The following is a 13,972-nucleotide window of genomic DNA, read 5'->3' on the forward strand; positions in this document are numbered from 1 at the left end:
GTGGCGGGAAGGATGCAAGTTACGATGCCAGGGGCGAGCAACCCCACCCCACCGCTTTCGGCTTTTGACCTTGGCGGCGATCTGGTCTATGGTTCGGGCCATAACGGAGCAGGATCGGGCCGGGTCGTATCGGGCGGTCCGCCTTTTTCGTTGCGGTGGAGTTGACGCCGCCACCCAAAGCGCCTAAGCGCGCCTTTCACCTTCGACCGGCGGGCTTTCGGCCATTCAGGGTTATTGCCCTGAAATTAGCGCGATTTTTGCAGGTTTTCAGGTGTGTTTTCGCGATGAGATGGGGCGGCGAAGCTGATTCGGCCGTCCTGTGGAGCAAACGGAGAAGCAAGTGGCTCGTATTGCCGGGGTAAACATCCCCACCAACAAGCGCGTGATCATCGCGCTGACCTACATCCATGGTATCGGCCCGTTCAAGGCCAAGCAGATCGCCGACAAGCTGGGTATCGACCATACCCGCCGCGTTCAGGACCTTTCGGACGCCGAAATCCTTCAGATCCGTGAAACGATCGACGCCGAGCACACCGTGGAAGGCGATCTTCGCCGCGCAGTGGCGATGAACATCAAGCGTCTCATGGACCTCGCGTGCTATCGTGGTCTGCGCCACCGCAAGGGCCTGCCGGTCCGCGGCCAGCGCACCCACACCAATGCCCGCACCCGCAAGGGCAAGGCCAAGCCGATCGCCGGCAAGAAGAAGTAAGACCTGAACTGGTCCTTCTTCCGTCCCCAGTTTCTCGAGGATTGAAAAAATGGCACGCGAACCTCAGCGCATCAAGCGCCGCGAGCGCAAGAACATCACCAGCGGCATTGCCCATGTCAATGCCAGCTTCAACAACACCATGGTGACCATCACCGACGCGCAGGGCAATGCCATCTCGTGGTCGTCGGCCGGCATGATGGGCTTCAAGGGCAGCCGCAAGTCGACGCCCTATGCCGCTCAGGTTGCGGCTGACGATGCCGGCAAGAAGGCCGCCGAGCATGGCGTGCGCACGCTGGAAGTTGAAGTGAAGGGCCCCGGTTCGGGCCGTGAAAGCGCCCTGCGCGCGCTTCAGGCGGTGGGCTTCACGATCACGGCGATCCGTGACGTGACCCCGATCCCGCACAACGGCGTCCGTCCGTCGAAGCGCCGGCGCGTCTGAACCTGCCTCTGGCGGACGGGGCGCAGGTACCGGCACCCCATCCGCCCAAGATCTCGACCGGAGCCGGGCATCATGCATCCCGGCAACCGGCAAAAGCCCGCACAAACCCCAGGGGAATTCCATGACTGTCAACATCAAGAACTGGCAGGAACTGAAGAAGCCCAACACTCTCGAGATCAAGCCGGGCAACGACGCCAAGCGCCGCGCGACTTTCGTCGCAGAGCCGCTTGAGCGTGGCTTCGGTCTCACTCTCGGCAACGCCCTGCGCCGGGTGCTGCTCTCCTCGCTCCAGGGCGCGGCGGTCACTTCGATCAAGATCGAAAACGTCCTGCACGAGTTCTCCTCGCTTGCCGGTGTTCGTGAAGACGTGACCGACATCGTGCTGAACGTGAAGCAGATTGCACTGAAGATGCAGGGCGAAGGCCCCAAGCGCCTTCAGCTTTCGGCAACAGGGCCGGGCGAGGTGAAGGCCGGCGACATCGCCGTGACCGGCGACATCGAGGTGATGAACAAGGATCTGGTGATCTGCAACCTTGATGAAGGCGCGACCTTCAACATGGAGCTGACCGTCGATACCGGCAAGGGCTATGTCCCCGCGGTGTCGAACCGTCCGGTCGATGCACCGATTGGCCTGATCCCGGTCGACTCGCTCTACTCGCCGGTGCGGCAGGTGTCCTACAAGGTCGAAAACGCGCGTATCGGGCAGGAGCTTGACTATGACAAGCTGAGCCTGACGGTCGAGACCGACGGCACCGTGACGCCGGAAGATGCCGTGGCCTATGCGGCGCGCATCCTTCAGGACCAGCTCGCGCTGTTCGTGCACTTCGACGATCAGGTGCCGGTTGGCCATGTGCCTTCGGTGGCGGGCATTGCCGCCCACGCGCCGGAAGAAAGCGACGCCAACCAGCTCAACCGCTACCTTCTCAAGAAGGTGGACGAGCTGGAACTGTCGGTGCGTTCGGCCAACTGCCTCAAGAACGACAACATCATCTATATCGGCGATCTGGTTCAGAAGACCGAAGCCGAGATGCTGCGCACGCCGAACTTCGGCCGCAAGTCGCTCAACGAGATCAAGGAAGTCCTGTCGTCGATGGGCCTGCGCCTTGGCATGGACATCCCCGGCTGGCCGCCTGAGAACATCGAGGAAATGGCCAAGAAGCTCGAACAGGAGCTGCTGGGCTGATGAATTGCGGGGCGCTCCATGGCGGGGCGCCCTGTTTCAGCGGGGTTTTGGTCAGCCCCTGAACTGACCTGGATCGGGGTACCTTGCACGGCCCCCCTACGAACGGAAGGAAAGACACATGCGTCACAAGCTGGGCCAGCGCAAGCTGGGTCGCACCTCTTCGCACCGCATCGCGATGCTGCGCAACATGGCTGCCGCGCTTATCAAGCACGAGCAGATCACCACCACGCTGCCCAAGGCACGCGAACTGCGCCCCTATGTCGAAAAGCTCATCACGCTGGGCAAGAAGGGCGGCCTTTCGAACCGCCGTCTCGCCCATGCGCGCCTGCTTGACGAAACGCAGGAGCAGAAGCTGTTTTCGGTGCTTGCGGAGCGTTACGCCGACCGTAATGGCGGCTACACCCGCATCATCAAGGCCGGATACCGCGCTTCGGACGCGGCGCCGATTGCCGTGATCGAACTGGTTGACCGCGACACCTCGGCCAAGGGCCAGGATTCCGGCCCGGTGATGACCGCGGACGAGGACGAATACGAAGCCGCCTGAGGCTTCGCGATCCGCGCGAACGACAAGGACGGGCGGGGCGCAGGATGCGCTCCGCCCGTTTTCTGTTTGTGACGTAACCGTTTGCGTGCCGGGTGAGGGCGCCTCCATTTTCAGTGCTTTGCTTGCATTGAGGCGAGGTGCCTCTAGTTTCAGCGGCAACCGATATGAGTCGCATGAAAGCCTTCCATGATTTTGTCGCGCCCGTTCCTTGCAGCATGCGCTGCGATTGCATTTGCCGCTCCAGCCATGGCTGCTGATCCCGCGATGACCTATCCGCAGACCGAGCGCGGCGATGTGGTGGAAACCCTGTTCGGCGAGACGGTGGCCGACCCTTATCGCTGGCTGGAGGCGGATGTCCGCGTGGACGCGAAGGTTGCCGCATGGGTTGCGGAGCAGAGCGCGTTTACCGATGCCTATCTCAAGGCTTTGCCGGAACGCGCGGGGTTCGAGCGCAAGCTCAAGGGGCTGTTCGATTATGCCCGTTACGGCCTTCCGCGCGCGGAAGGCGGGCGCACCTTCTACACTTACAATTCGGGCCTGATGAATCAGGCGCAGCTCATGGTGCGCGATCAGGCATCACCGGCCGGGCGCGTGCTGCTTGATCCCAATGGTTGGGCCAGCGACGGGGCGACCGCGCTTGATGCTTGGGAACCTGCGCCTGACGGGGCCACGGTTGCCTATACCGTGCAGGATGGCGGTTCTGACTGGCGCACGATGAAGTTTGTGCGCGCGGCGGACGGTGCGGTGCTGGCCGACGAGCTGAAATGGGTGAAGTTCAGCGCGATTGCCTGGGTCGGCAGCGAGGGCGTGCTCTATTCGCGGTTCGATGCACCCAAGGAGGGAGAGGCGTTTCAGGCGCTGAACTACAACCAGACGGTGTGGTATCACCGGCTGGGCACGCCGCAGAGCGAGGACCGGCCCGTCCTTGCGACGCCCGACAAGCCGAAATGGGGGCACATTGCCCAGGTGACGAGCGATGCCCGCTGGATGGTGGTGACGAGCCATGAAGGCACCGATCCGCTTTCGGCGGTTGCCGTGGCGCCCATTGGGCGTGGCGACTGGAAACCGCGCTGGATCGTGCCTGACATGACCGCGCAGTGGGATTTCTTCGATGGCGTGGGCGACACACTGTGGTTTGTCAGCAGCAAGGACGCGCCGCTCAAGAAGGTGGTCAAGGTCGACATGTCCGGCACCGAGCCGGTGTTCACCACCGTTGTCGAGCAAAGCGATGCCAACCTTGAGGCGGCCGGGATCATCGGCGGGCGGCTGTTCCTGCACTACCTGCGCGATGTGAAGGCGCAGGTGAATCTGCACGATCTGGACGGGCGGTTCGTGAAGGAACTGGAACTGCCCGGCGTGGGTTCGCTGACCGGGGTGAGCGGCAAGCCGCAGGACAGGACGGGCTATTTCGGCTTCACCAGTTTCACCATGCCGGGAACAGTCTATCGCTTTGATCCGCAAAGCGGAAAGGCAACGGTCTGGCAGAAGATCGCGCTCAACTTCGCGCCCGATGATTACCGGGTGGAGCAGGTGTTCTATCCATCTAAGGATGGCACGAGGATCCCGATGTTCGTGGTGCGGCGCAGGGATGCGAAGGGCCCGGTGCCGACGATCCTTTATGGCTATGGCGGGTTCAACATCGCCCTGCCGCCCGCCTATTCGGCCGCGCGCATGGCATGGCTGGAGAGCGGCGGGGCCTATGCCATCGCCAACCTGCGCGGCGGCGGCGAATATGGCGATGCCTGGCACGATGCGGGGCGCCGCGCGCGCAAGCAGAACGTGTTCGACGATTTCATTGCTGCAGGCGAATGGCTGATTGCCAGCGGCATGACACCGCGCGACGGGCTGGCGGTGGAAGGCGGTTCGAACGGGGGGCTTTTGGTGGGCGCGGTGGTGAACCAGCGGCCCGATCTGTTTGCCGCAGCCCATCCGGCGGTGGGCGTGATGGACATGCTGCGCTTCGACCGGTTCACCGCAGGGCGATACTGGGTGGATGATTACGGCCGCCCCGATGTGGAGGCCGACTGGAAGGTGCTGCGCGCTTATTCGCCCTATCACAACATTGCGGCGGGCAAGCCCTATCCGGCGGTGCTGGTGACGACCGCCGATACCGATGACCGCGTGGTGCCAGGCCACAGCTTCAAGTATGCGGCTGCATTGCAGGCCGCAGGGCTGGGGCCGAAGCCGCAGCTTATCCGCATCGAGACGCGCGCCGGGCATGGTTCGGGCAAGCCCGTTTCCAAGCTGATCGAGGAATCGGCCGACGTCTTCGCCTTTCTGGCGCACTGGACGGGGTTGCAGCCAAAAGATTGACCTTCAAGCCACTTCCCCCGGCATCGGGCAACCTGCTAGGGTTGTGGCAACGATGGTTTGGGAGATGATCCGGAAGCGGTCCTTGCACCATGTGCGAGGCTTGCGCGCTGGCCTGTCGGCGGCAGTGCTGGCGTGCACACTGGCAGCTGCTGCAAGCCCGGCCGTGGCAGATGACCATGAGGCGGCAGGAGCAGCAGCTGCTGCGGCCGCGCTGCCCGACTTCGGACGGCCTGCCACAGGCGAGGCCCGCGGTGCGGGAGGTGCGGACAGGTTGCTGCTTCCGCGCGATGCCTATCCCCGGACGAAGCGCGATCCTGTGGTGGAACTGATGTTCGGTCAGCGGGTAGCCGACCCCTATCGCTGGCTTGAGGCCGACCCGCGCAGCGATGCCGACGTGGCGGCTTGGATCGGCCAGCAGAACGGGGTTGCCGCAGCTTATCTGGGCGGTTTGCCTGCGCGCGAACACTTTGCCGCTCGGATCAGGACGCTGTTCGATTTCGAGCGCTATGGCCTGCCGCGCAAGGCGGGGAGCCACTATTTCTATACCCGAAACACCGGCCTTCAGAACCAGTCGGCGCTGTGGGTGCGCAAGGGTGTGGACGGCAAGCAGCGCCTGCTGATTGATCCCAATGGCTGGAGCACGGACGGATCGCTTGCTCTGGCGCAGTGGGAGCCTTCGCCAAGCGGGCGCTATGTTGCCTTTGCCGAACAGGAGGCCGGGAGCGACTGGCGCACGCTGCGGGTGGTGGATGTGGCGAGCGGACGCGTGCTGGGCGCCCCGGTGCTTTGGGCCAACGATACCGAAATCGCCTGGGTGGGCGATGAGGGCTTTCTCTATTCCCGCTTTCCCGAACCGCGGGTGGGCGATGATCCGCGCAGCCCGCGCTTCAACAAGGCGGTGTGGTTCCACCGCGTAGGAACGGCGCAGGATGAGGATCAACTGGTTCACGCCACACCCGACCATCCCGAATGGGGCCACAAGGCGCAGGTGACGAGCGATGGCCGGTGGGCCGTGATCGTGAGCGAGGTGAGCACTGACAAGCGCAACGCGGTGCATGTGGTGCAACTGGAAGGCCGCAAGGCCGGGCAGTGGAAGGTCCAGCCGCTGGTTCCCGACATTGCCGATCACTGGCGCCTGATTGCGGGGCTGGGCAACCGGCTGTGGTTCCTGACCGATCGCGGGGCGCCGCTCTATCATCTGGTGAGCATCGATCTGGCCCGCCCGGCCGATGGCTGGAAAGTGGTGATGGGCGAGCGCGGCAACACGCTGGAAGGCGCGCGCATGATCGGCGACCGGTTCCTGCTGTCCTACCTCAAGGATGGACAGAGCGTGGCGGTGATGACCGACCGCAGGGGGCGTCCGGGCAAGGCGATCACGCTCAACGGTATCGGCACGGCCAGCGGCTTTGGCGGAAGGCCCGGCGATTTCGAGACGTTCTATCAATATACCAGCTTCAACCGCCCGCCCGCGATCTATCGCATGGACCTGCGCAGCGGCGCGATAGCGCCCTTCGCGGTGCCGAAGATGGCCTTCGATCCAGATGACTACGAAGTGGAACAGCGCCAGTTTCCATCGCGCGATGGCACGATGGTGCCGCTGTATCTTGTGCGCAAGCGGGTGCTGGCCAAGGCAGGCAAGCCGCTGCCCACGCTGCTCTATGGCTATGGCGGGTTCGATATCTCGCTGACCCCCGGATATTCGCCGGTGCGGATGGCATGGCTGGAGGCAGGCGGGGCCTTCGCGCTGGCCAACATTCGCGGGGGGGGCGAGTTCGGGCGGGAATGGCATGAGGCCGGGCGCCGCCTCAACAAGCAGAACAGCTTTGATGATTTCATCGCGGCGGGCGAATATCTCATCCGCGAGGGCATCGCCGCGAAGGGCGGGCTGGCGGTTCAGGGATCCTCGAACGGCGGGCTGCTGGTGGGCGCAGTGGTGAACCAGCGGCCCGATCTGTTTGCCGCGGCCAACCCTGATGTGGGCGTGATGGACATGCTGCGCTTCGACCGGTTCACCTCTGGCCGGTTCTGGGTGGACGACTATGGCCGCCCCGACCGGGAAGAGGACTGGCGCGTGCTGCGTTCCTATTCTCCCTATCACAACGTGGCCGCAACGGGAGACTATCCGGCCATTCTGGTGACGACCGGCGAAAACGACGACCGCGTGGTTCCCGCGCACAGCTTCAAATACGTGGCCGCGCTTCAGGCGGCCAAGATCGGCGATCGGCCCCATCTGCTGCGGGTGGAGCCGCGCGCGGGGCATGGCGCGGGCAAGCCGGTGGAGAAGATCATTGGTGCGGGCGCGGATGTGCTCGCCTTCCTGTCGCATTGGACCGGGTTGGATCGCGGCCTCTAGTTCGTTCATAAAAAGCCGCTCAATCATGAACACTGGCTGTCATGGCAGTTCAGCGATGCCTCACCGCGACTCCGGCATGTCCTTGTCCGTGGCAGGAATGATCCTGCCGTCAGGATGAAGGAGCGGACCTATGAAGACTTTCCCGATGGCTCTGGCTGCCGCTGCCGCTGCTGCTGCCGCGGCTACGCCCGCAATGGCATTGCCGCACACTTCAGTCGGTGCGGGGGTGAATGTCGCACTGAACGGCGGTTCATGGTGGAACGACGGGCGCGGCTGGAACGGACCGCGCGGCTGGGACGGACCGCGCGGCGGGCGTGACCATCCGCGCATTGCGGTGGAACAGTGCGTGCGCGCGGCCGAACGTGATGCGCAGCGCGCAGGTTTTCGCCGGGCCAATGTGACCGACATCCGCGACGTGCGCGACACGCGCTGGGGCTATGAGGTGCGCGGACGGATCGAGGTCAATTCCGGCTGGCGCGGGGATGGCCGCTTTGATCGGGGCTGGAACGACAACCGGCGTCGCTTCGACAGCGGGAACTTCCGTTGCCAGATCGAACGCGGGCGCATCACCCGGCTCAACTACAGCGGGATCCGCGGGCTCTGATGCCTGGCCGGCGTCCCCTGGCGAACGGTTCAGGCTTGCGACAGCCTGAACCGTTCATGCCGGAGGGTGCGGACGGAAGGAAACGGCAGATGGTGAAGACGACCGGCAGACTGGCGCTGGCACTGGGTGCGGCTGCGATGACCCTTATGCCGCTGGCGGCCGAGGCGCGGCCTGACCGCGGCTGGGGTGGCAGTTGGAATGGCGGCGGTTGGAACGGGCGGGGATGGCACCGTGACCGGGGCGGCATCGATGGCGGCGATGTGCTGCTTGGCCTGCTGCTGATCGGCGGGATTGCGGCGATTGCCGCTTCGGCCGACAATGCCAACCGGGACCGCAGACGCGAACGCGACGGCGATGACGGCTATCGCTATCGCGACGAAGTTCCTTCGCGCAATGACCCGCGCGGTGGTGGCTGGCAGCAGCCGCAAGCCCGCGATGATGCTGCGCGCGCGCCCTTGCGCGACATCGATGACGCAGTGGACCGCTGCGTGGCCGAGGCATCCGCGAAAGGCGAAGTGGCCGATATCTACAGTGCTGCGCGCAGCGCCGACGGCTTCAAGGTTTCAGGTGCGCTGACCAATGGCGACGGCTTTTCCTGCGACGTGAGCGCTCAGGGCGGCGTCCTGCTCGACATTCGCCGGCGTTGAGGCCGGTCGATCTGAGGAGGGCAGGTCGGGGGCAGGTTTCTTCGTGTTGGTCCCTTGCGGCGCGGGCGCGGCGTGATTATCGGCTTACGGGAAGGTTCTAATGAGGATTCCCGGCGCATGACCACTTTCGATGACCGCGAAAAGGCTTTCGAGGCCAAGTTTGCCCGCGACGAGGAAATGCTGTTTCGCGTCAACGCGCGTCGCAACCGGCTGCTGGGGCAGTGGGCTGCGGAACGCATGGGGCTGGATGCGGCGGAAACCGAAGCCTATGCAAAGTCGGTCGTTCAGGCCGATTTCGAGGAATCGGGCGACGAGGACGTGATCCGCAAGCTGCTGGGCGACCTGATTTCGGCCGGGATCGAGACCGACGAGGCCGAAATCCGCGCCGCAATGGATGCCAAGCTGGTGGATGCGCGTCGTCAGTTGATGGGTGAAGCCTGATGGCCATGCCTGCCTCGGAGATCGAGGCCATGATCCGGGCCGCGCTTCCCGATGCCGAGATCGAGATTACCGATCTGGCAGGCGACGGCGATCATTACGCTGCGCGCGTGGTTTCTGCCGCCTTTGCGGGCCTGCCCCGCGTGAAGCAGCACAAACTGGTCTATGAGGCACTTGGCGGGCGCATGGGCGGACAGCTTCATGCCTTGCAACTGACCACTGCCGTTCCCAATTGAGAGCGCGAAAGGATATCTGATCCCCATGTCGACCGAGCAGCGCATTTCCGAAATCGTCAACGGCAACGATGTCGTCCTGTTCATGAAGGGCACGCCGCTGTTCCCGCAGTGCGGCTTTTCAAGCAAGGCTGTGGCCATCCTCGAACATCTGGGCGTGGAATACGCCGCAGTGGACGTGCTTCAGGACATGGAAATCCGTCAGGGCATCAAGGCCTATTCCGATTGGCCGACGATCCCGCAGCTTTACGTGAAGGGCGAATTCGTAGGCGGTTCGGATATCATGATGGAGATGTTCGAAGCCGGCGAATTGCAGCAGATGATGGCCGACGCGGACGTGAAGTCTGCCTGAACAGGGCTGATGAGGCACGCCTGAGCCGGGGCGGCGCAATGGTGCCGTCCGGCAAGCCAAACCGGCAAACACATGCCAGCAGGCCATGAACGCCGGGATCACGGCGCGGACGCAAACGGCGTTCGCGCCGTTTGGCTTTTCTGTTGGGCGATGCGGGAATACCGGATGTGTGGGGAGGCCGGGAGAGGCGGAGCCAAGGGAGACCGGGGGGACTGGCTCCGCCTCGAGAAGAAGCTACTCTTCGGGACGCAGAGGGTTATGCAGAGATCGTGCCAGAATGGCAAAGTGGCTGTTTTCTGGGGTTCTTCCAATATCCCTGCGGTGCCGGAACAGGCCGGTTGTAAAGCGATCCGACATATCTTGCAGGCTTGGCAAGGCCGCGGCGGCAGGACATGATGGGCGGGATGGAAACGCACGATCTAGAACCGGAAAACCTGCTGGCAAAGACCACTCCGGCCGCAACCATGGTCATCTATCGCCGCGATCCGGCGGGTGGTCCGGCACAGATCCTGATGGTGGAACGCAATGCCAGCCTGAAGTTCGCAGGCGGGGCCACGGTCTTTCCCGGCGGCAAGGTCGATGCAGAGGATTTTGCGCTGGCGGCAAGGCTTTCGGGCCTTGCGCAAATGGAGCATGACGATCTGGCCGCCCGCATCGCCGCCGTGCGCGAGACGCTGGAGGAGACGGGGCTGGTTGTGGGCATAGCGGGCCGCGTCGATGGCGTGATTGCCGCCGAAGCGCGGTCCATGCTGATCGAGACCGGGCATCTGGCACCGGTGCTTGAAAGGTTCGGCTGGCATATCGTGCCGGAAAGACTGACGCTCTTTGCCCGGTGGTGGCCAAGGCACCGGACTGAAAGAATTTTCGACACGCGGTTCTATCTGGCCGATCTTGGAACGGGGGCTGTCGACATTGCAGTGGATGCGACCGAGAACCGCCACATGTTCTGGGCAAGTGCCGAGGAGGCGCTGAGGCTGGCGGAGGATGGGCGGATCAAGGTAATTTTTCCGACGCGGCGCAACCTTGAACGGCTGGCCCAGTTTACCACGTTCGAGCAGGCCCGCGCCCATGCCATCGAAACGCCCGTGCAGACGATCAGCCCCTATCTGGAAAAGCGTGACGGCCAGCATTGGCTGATGATCCCTGATGGCCTTGGCTATCCGGTGCGGGGAGAGCCGCTGGATCTGGCGCAGCGCGGTTGACCGGGCTGTTCGCAGCGCAACCGCGCAGTGTTTTCCCCTAGTCGGTTGGCATCCGGCGTTTACCGGCTTTGGGCAATAGCAAGGCTTCGCTGTTGCCGGGGCTGTTTGTGGTGCCTGTCCAGAAAGCTGCCATCAAGAAAGCTGCCATCAAGGATGAAGGGCTGGCGCATGACGAGGTGCGGCTGGCCCAGCCCGCTGATCCGTCCTTCGGTTCGCCGGTTCATGCGATGCACGAAGCGCTTGCCCGGCTGGACGAATCGCAGGGCATGCCAGAGTGCCGTGAAGGCACCGAATCGCGCGATGCCGGGTGGCCCGGATGGACGAGGCTGGCCGCTCCTGTGGTCCTTTCGGCAGGGTTGTGGGCGGCAATTTATCTTTTTGTTTCGCGGCTTATCACCAGCGTTATGTAACGTAACCAATTGTTGATGACCTGCGCGTTAGCCAATGCTCATGCGTAGCCCACTCGACAGCCTGACCCCCGGTCAGATCACCCGCATCGCCCGTGTCGTTGCCGTAGTGACGGCGGTGGGCCTTGGTCTTGCCTATGTGACGAATGTGCTTGAGCCGGTCTCGTCTGGCATCGGTTCGTTCCTGCTGGGCTGCGCGCTGCTGCTGGCCGCACCGCGCCAGCGCGCTACGGAGCTTCTGGGCGCCCTGACGGTATGGCACTGCTTTGCCGAGTTTCTTTCGACGCTCCAGAGCGGGCATTTTGCCTTCTGGCGGCTTGCGGTGTCGGTGGCGACGCTTGGCGGGGCCATGGCGGTGATCCGTATCCAGCACTTGCGCTTGCTGACGCGCGAGAGCCCGGATCATGCGCTGGGTGATCTCGATCGGCGCACCGTTGGCGGGATCGGTGTGCTGCCGCGCACCGATGCGCAACTGGCCGAATTGCGCAGGGAAAGCGCGGGCAAGGCTTGAGCGCCACGCTCCTCCCGCTCTTGCCAGAAGTGGGGGCGGGCGGATAGCACCGGCGCATGATCGCCGAAGTCGAACCCTTTCACGCCATTGCCGTCAGCCGTCTTGCCCATGACATGGAGGCGGCGGGACGCAGCGTCATTCACATGGAGTTCGGCCAGCCTTCAACCGGAGCGCCCGCAAAGGCCATTGCCGTGGCGCACGCGGTGCTGGACGCCGAGGCGATGGGCTATTGGGAGAGCGTGCCGCTCAAGGCGCGGATCGCCCGCAGCTATGCCGAGAACTATGGCGTGAAGGTCGATGCCGAGCAGGTGATCCTTACCTGCGGGGCATCTCCTGCGTTTGTCATGGGCCTTTCGTGTCTGTTCCGGCCCGGTGCGCGCATCGCCCTGGCGCGGCCGGGCTATGTAGCCTACCGCAACACCTTGCGCGCGATGTATCTGGAACCGGTGGAAATGGATTGCGGCCCGCATGAGCGGTTCCAGGTGACGGCCGCAGCGCTTGATGCGCTTGATCCCGCGCCTGAGGGGCTGATCCTTGCCAGTCCCGCCAATCCGACCGGCACGATCATCGAGCCTGACGAACTGGCCGCCATCGCCGAGGTGTGCCGTCGCAAGGCAATCAGGGTGATTTCGGACGAGATCTACCACGGCCTGACATATGGCAAGACGGCGGCTTCGATGCTGGAGCACTTGCCGGATGCGGTGGTCGTCAATTCCTTTTCCAAGTATTTCAGCATGGCAGGCTGGCGACTGGGCTGGCTGGTGGTGCCTTCGGGCCTGATCGATGCGGCAAGGGCGCGGATGGGCAGCCTGTTTCTAACGCCGCCGGTGCTGGCCCAGAAGGCCGGGCTGGTCGCGTTCGACTGCCGCGACGAGCTTGACGGGCATGTCGGGACTTATGCGCGCAACCGGGCCATGCTGCTGGAGGCCCTTCCTCGGATGGGGCTGGGGCGTATCGCGCCGCCCGATGGCGCGTTCTACATCTATGCCGATGCCAGCGAGTTTACCGACGACAGCCTTTCGCTGTGCGAGGACCTGCTGCGCGACACCGGCGTGGCGACCGCGCCGGGGGTGGATTTCGATCCGGTCAACGGCAAGCGCTTCATCCGGTTCAGCTTTGCCGTCTCGACATCGCTGGTGGAGGAGGCGGTAGAGCGCATGGCACCGTGGTTTGCCGCCCGCCGCGCGAGGATGGCGGCGGCGGTGCGGGCCTGATTGGGTATGTGACCTAGAGCGTCAGGCCGCCATCGACGACGAGAGTATGGCCCGTGACATAGGATGCGAGCGGCGAGGCAAGGAAGATCGCGGCTCCGGCCATGTCGGCAGGGGTGCCCATCCGGCGCTGGGGAATGGCGGCAAGCGCACCTTCAAGGCGCTGCGGATTGGCGGTTGTCACCTTCGTCAGCTTGGTATCGACAAGGCCGGGAGCAAGGCCGTTGACGCGAATGCCATCGGCGGCGAATGCCTGCCCCAGCGTTTTCGTGAGGCTGACCGCGCCTGCCTTCGAAGCGGCATAGGCCGGATTGCCGATGTTGGCCCGGAACCCCGAAACCGAACTGACGATCACGATCGTGCCCCGGCTTTCGGAAAGCTGCGGACGAAACCTCATGCAGCAGTGCATTACGCTGTCGAGGTTGACCGCCATGACCTTGCCCCACCCGTCGGGCGCGAACTCGCCGCGCTTGTAGAGCACCGTCCCCTGCGAGAGGACCAGCACATCAAGCGTTGGGAAAGGGGAGGGGGCAGTCGTGATCGCTTCCGGAGAGGCGACATCGACGCAGGTATAGCCAAGGCCGGAAAGGTCCGAACCTTCGGCGCCGGCATAGTCCTGCGCCGAGGCGCGGGTTCCCCAGACGTGAACCGCAGCACCGCGCTTGCGAAAGCCCTGCGCAATGCCATTGCCGATACCGCTTGACCCGCCGACGACAAGCACGGTCTTTCCGGTGAAATCGGTGTCGTCGATCATCGCCAATCCTTCCATCCTGACCGCCTGCTGCGACGGCATGAAACCTGCTGATGACGCCCGGTCAGGCAGGCA

17 protein-coding genes are annotated in these 13,972 nt (G+C 64.0%); 16 read left to right on the forward strand and 1 reads right to left on the reverse strand.

Going from position 1 to position 13,972, the window contains the following annotated elements:
• Positions 1–24 precede the first annotated feature (24 nt).
• The 16 genes from DKM43_RS16445 (at position 25) to DKM43_RS04890 (ending at position 13,149) form a co-directional block, all read left to right on the forward strand.
• Positions 25–165, forward strand: a complete 141-nt coding sequence (locus tag DKM43_RS16445; RefSeq protein WP_161554035.1) for a hypothetical protein — start codon at positions 25–27, stop codon at positions 163–165.
• A gap of 175 nt (positions 166–340) precedes the next feature.
• Positions 341–709 carry a 30S ribosomal protein S13 gene (gene rpsM, locus DKM43_RS04815; RefSeq protein ID WP_109797354.1) on the forward strand — a complete coding sequence of 123 codons (369 nt, stop codon included), beginning with the start codon at positions 341–343 and terminating at the stop codon, positions 707–709.
• Between the two features lie 49 nt (positions 710–758).
• Positions 759–1,148, forward strand: a complete 390-nt coding sequence (gene rpsK / locus DKM43_RS04820) for a 30S ribosomal protein S11 (RefSeq protein ID WP_011446170.1) — start codon at positions 759–761, stop codon at positions 1,146–1,148.
• A gap of 121 nt (positions 1,149–1,269) precedes the next feature.
• Positions 1,270–2,331 (forward strand): DNA-directed RNA polymerase subunit alpha, encoded by a 1,062-nt coding sequence (locus DKM43_RS04825; protein WP_109797355.1) that lies wholly within the window; start codon positions 1,270–1,272, stop codon positions 2,329–2,331.
• 118 nt (positions 2,332–2,449) lie between these two features.
• A complete protein-coding gene (gene rplQ, locus DKM43_RS04830; RefSeq protein ID WP_109797356.1) occupies positions 2,450–2,875 on the forward strand; it encodes a 50S ribosomal protein L17 in 426 nt (141 codons plus the stop codon).
• Between the two features lie 246 nt (positions 2,876–3,121).
• Positions 3,122–5,188 carry a prolyl oligopeptidase family serine peptidase gene (locus tag DKM43_RS04835; protein ID WP_236632389.1) on the forward strand — a complete coding sequence of 689 codons (2,067 nt, stop codon included), beginning with the start codon at positions 3,122–3,124 and terminating at the stop codon, positions 5,186–5,188.
• A gap of 163 nt (positions 5,189–5,351) precedes the next feature.
• A complete protein-coding gene (locus DKM43_RS04840) occupies positions 5,352–7,541 on the forward strand; it encodes a prolyl oligopeptidase family serine peptidase (protein WP_269089604.1) in 2,190 nt (729 codons plus the stop codon).
• A gap of 130 nt (positions 7,542–7,671) precedes the next feature.
• Positions 7,672–8,145, forward strand: coding sequence for a hypothetical protein (locus DKM43_RS04845; protein WP_109797358.1), 474 nt, complete (start codon positions 7,672–7,674; stop codon positions 8,143–8,145).
• Between the two features lie 89 nt (positions 8,146–8,234).
• Positions 8,235–8,792 carry a hypothetical protein gene (locus DKM43_RS04850; protein WP_109797359.1) on the forward strand — a complete coding sequence of 186 codons (558 nt, stop codon included), beginning with the start codon at positions 8,235–8,237 and terminating at the stop codon, positions 8,790–8,792.
• 117 nt (positions 8,793–8,909) lie between these two features.
• Entirely contained in the window at positions 8,910–9,233 is a 324-nt protein-coding gene (locus DKM43_RS04855) for a DUF1476 domain-containing protein (RefSeq protein WP_109797360.1), read from the forward strand.
• Entirely contained in the window at positions 9,233–9,466 is a 234-nt protein-coding gene (locus tag DKM43_RS04860; RefSeq protein ID WP_109797361.1) for a BolA family protein, read from the forward strand. The genes DKM43_RS04855 and DKM43_RS04860 overlap by 1 nt, the downstream gene beginning before the upstream one ends.
• Before the next feature lie 25 nt (positions 9,467–9,491).
• The gene (gene grxD, locus DKM43_RS04865) at positions 9,492–9,815 is read left to right on the forward strand and encodes a Grx4 family monothiol glutaredoxin (protein ID WP_109797362.1); all 324 of its coding nucleotides are present in this window, start codon (positions 9,492–9,494) and stop codon (positions 9,813–9,815) included.
• A 404-nt stretch (positions 9,816–10,219) separates the two neighbouring features.
• Positions 10,220–11,017 carry an NUDIX hydrolase gene (locus DKM43_RS04875; protein ID WP_201739784.1) on the forward strand — a complete coding sequence of 266 codons (798 nt, stop codon included), beginning with the start codon at positions 10,220–10,222 and terminating at the stop codon, positions 11,015–11,017.
• Positions 11,018–11,109: 92 nt separating this feature from the next.
• Positions 11,110–11,427: a hypothetical protein gene (locus tag DKM43_RS04880; protein WP_145960472.1), complete on the forward strand. Its 318-nt coding sequence runs from the start codon at positions 11,110–11,112 to the stop codon at positions 11,425–11,427.
• Positions 11,428–11,467: 40 nt separating this feature from the next.
• Positions 11,468–11,935 carry a hypothetical protein gene (locus DKM43_RS04885; RefSeq protein ID WP_161554036.1) on the forward strand — a complete coding sequence of 156 codons (468 nt, stop codon included), beginning with the start codon at positions 11,468–11,470 and terminating at the stop codon, positions 11,933–11,935.
• Positions 11,936–11,991: 56 nt separating this feature from the next.
• Positions 11,992–13,149, forward strand: a complete 1,158-nt coding sequence (locus DKM43_RS04890; protein ID WP_109797366.1) for an aminotransferase class I/II-fold pyridoxal phosphate-dependent enzyme — start codon at positions 11,992–11,994, stop codon at positions 13,147–13,149.
• Between the two features lie 13 nt (positions 13,150–13,162).
• Here the strand turns inward: DKM43_RS04890 and DKM43_RS04895 are convergent, their stop codons facing one another.
• Positions 13,163–13,900 carry an SDR family NAD(P)-dependent oxidoreductase gene (locus DKM43_RS04895; RefSeq protein WP_109797990.1) on the reverse strand — a complete coding sequence of 246 codons (738 nt, stop codon included), beginning with the start codon at positions 13,898–13,900 and terminating at the stop codon, positions 13,163–13,165.
• Between the last annotated feature and the right edge of the window lie 72 nt (positions 13,901–13,972).

The organism is Novosphingobium meiothermophilum (assembly GCF_003171715.1).
GTDB classification, from domain to species: Bacteria; Pseudomonadota; Alphaproteobacteria; order Sphingomonadales; family Sphingomonadaceae; genus Novosphingobium; species Novosphingobium meiothermophilum.

Excerpts from the sequence above, each read along its gene's own strand:
- DKM43_RS16445 (WP_161554035.1), top strand. The coding sequence starts at position 25 with ATGCCAGGGGCGAGCAACCCCACCCCACCGCTTTCGGCTTTTGACCTT.
- rpsK (WP_011446170.1), top strand. The coding sequence starts at position 759 with ATGGCACGCGAACCTCAGCGCATCAAGCGCCGCGAGCGCAAGAACATC.
- DKM43_RS04825 (WP_109797355.1), top strand. The coding sequence starts at position 1,270 with ATGACTGTCAACATCAAGAACTGGCAGGAACTGAAGAAGCCCAACACT.
- rplQ (WP_109797356.1), top strand. The coding sequence starts at position 2,450 with ATGCGTCACAAGCTGGGCCAGCGCAAGCTGGGTCGCACCTCTTCGCAC.
- DKM43_RS04835 (WP_236632389.1), top strand. The coding sequence starts at position 3,122 with ATGGCTGCTGATCCCGCGATGACCTATCCGCAGACCGAGCGCGGCGAT.
- DKM43_RS04845 (WP_109797358.1), top strand. The coding sequence starts at position 7,672 with ATGAAGACTTTCCCGATGGCTCTGGCTGCCGCTGCCGCTGCTGCTGCC.
- DKM43_RS04850 (WP_109797359.1), top strand. The coding sequence starts at position 8,235 with ATGGTGAAGACGACCGGCAGACTGGCGCTGGCACTGGGTGCGGCTGCG.
- DKM43_RS04855 (WP_109797360.1), top strand. The coding sequence starts at position 8,910 with ATGACCACTTTCGATGACCGCGAAAAGGCTTTCGAGGCCAAGTTTGCC.
- DKM43_RS04860 (WP_109797361.1), top strand. The coding sequence starts at position 9,233 with ATGGCCATGCCTGCCTCGGAGATCGAGGCCATGATCCGGGCCGCGCTT.
- grxD (WP_109797362.1), top strand. The coding sequence starts at position 9,492 with ATGTCGACCGAGCAGCGCATTTCCGAAATCGTCAACGGCAACGATGTC.
- DKM43_RS04875 (WP_201739784.1), top strand. The coding sequence starts at position 10,220 with ATGGAAACGCACGATCTAGAACCGGAAAACCTGCTGGCAAAGACCACT.
- DKM43_RS04885 (WP_161554036.1), top strand. The coding sequence starts at position 11,468 with ATGCGTAGCCCACTCGACAGCCTGACCCCCGGTCAGATCACCCGCATC.
- DKM43_RS04890 (WP_109797366.1), top strand. The coding sequence starts at position 11,992 with ATGATCGCCGAAGTCGAACCCTTTCACGCCATTGCCGTCAGCCGTCTT.
- DKM43_RS04895 (WP_109797990.1), bottom strand. The coding sequence starts at position 13,900 with ATGATCGACGACACCGATTTCACCGGAAAGACCGTGCTTGTCGTCGGC.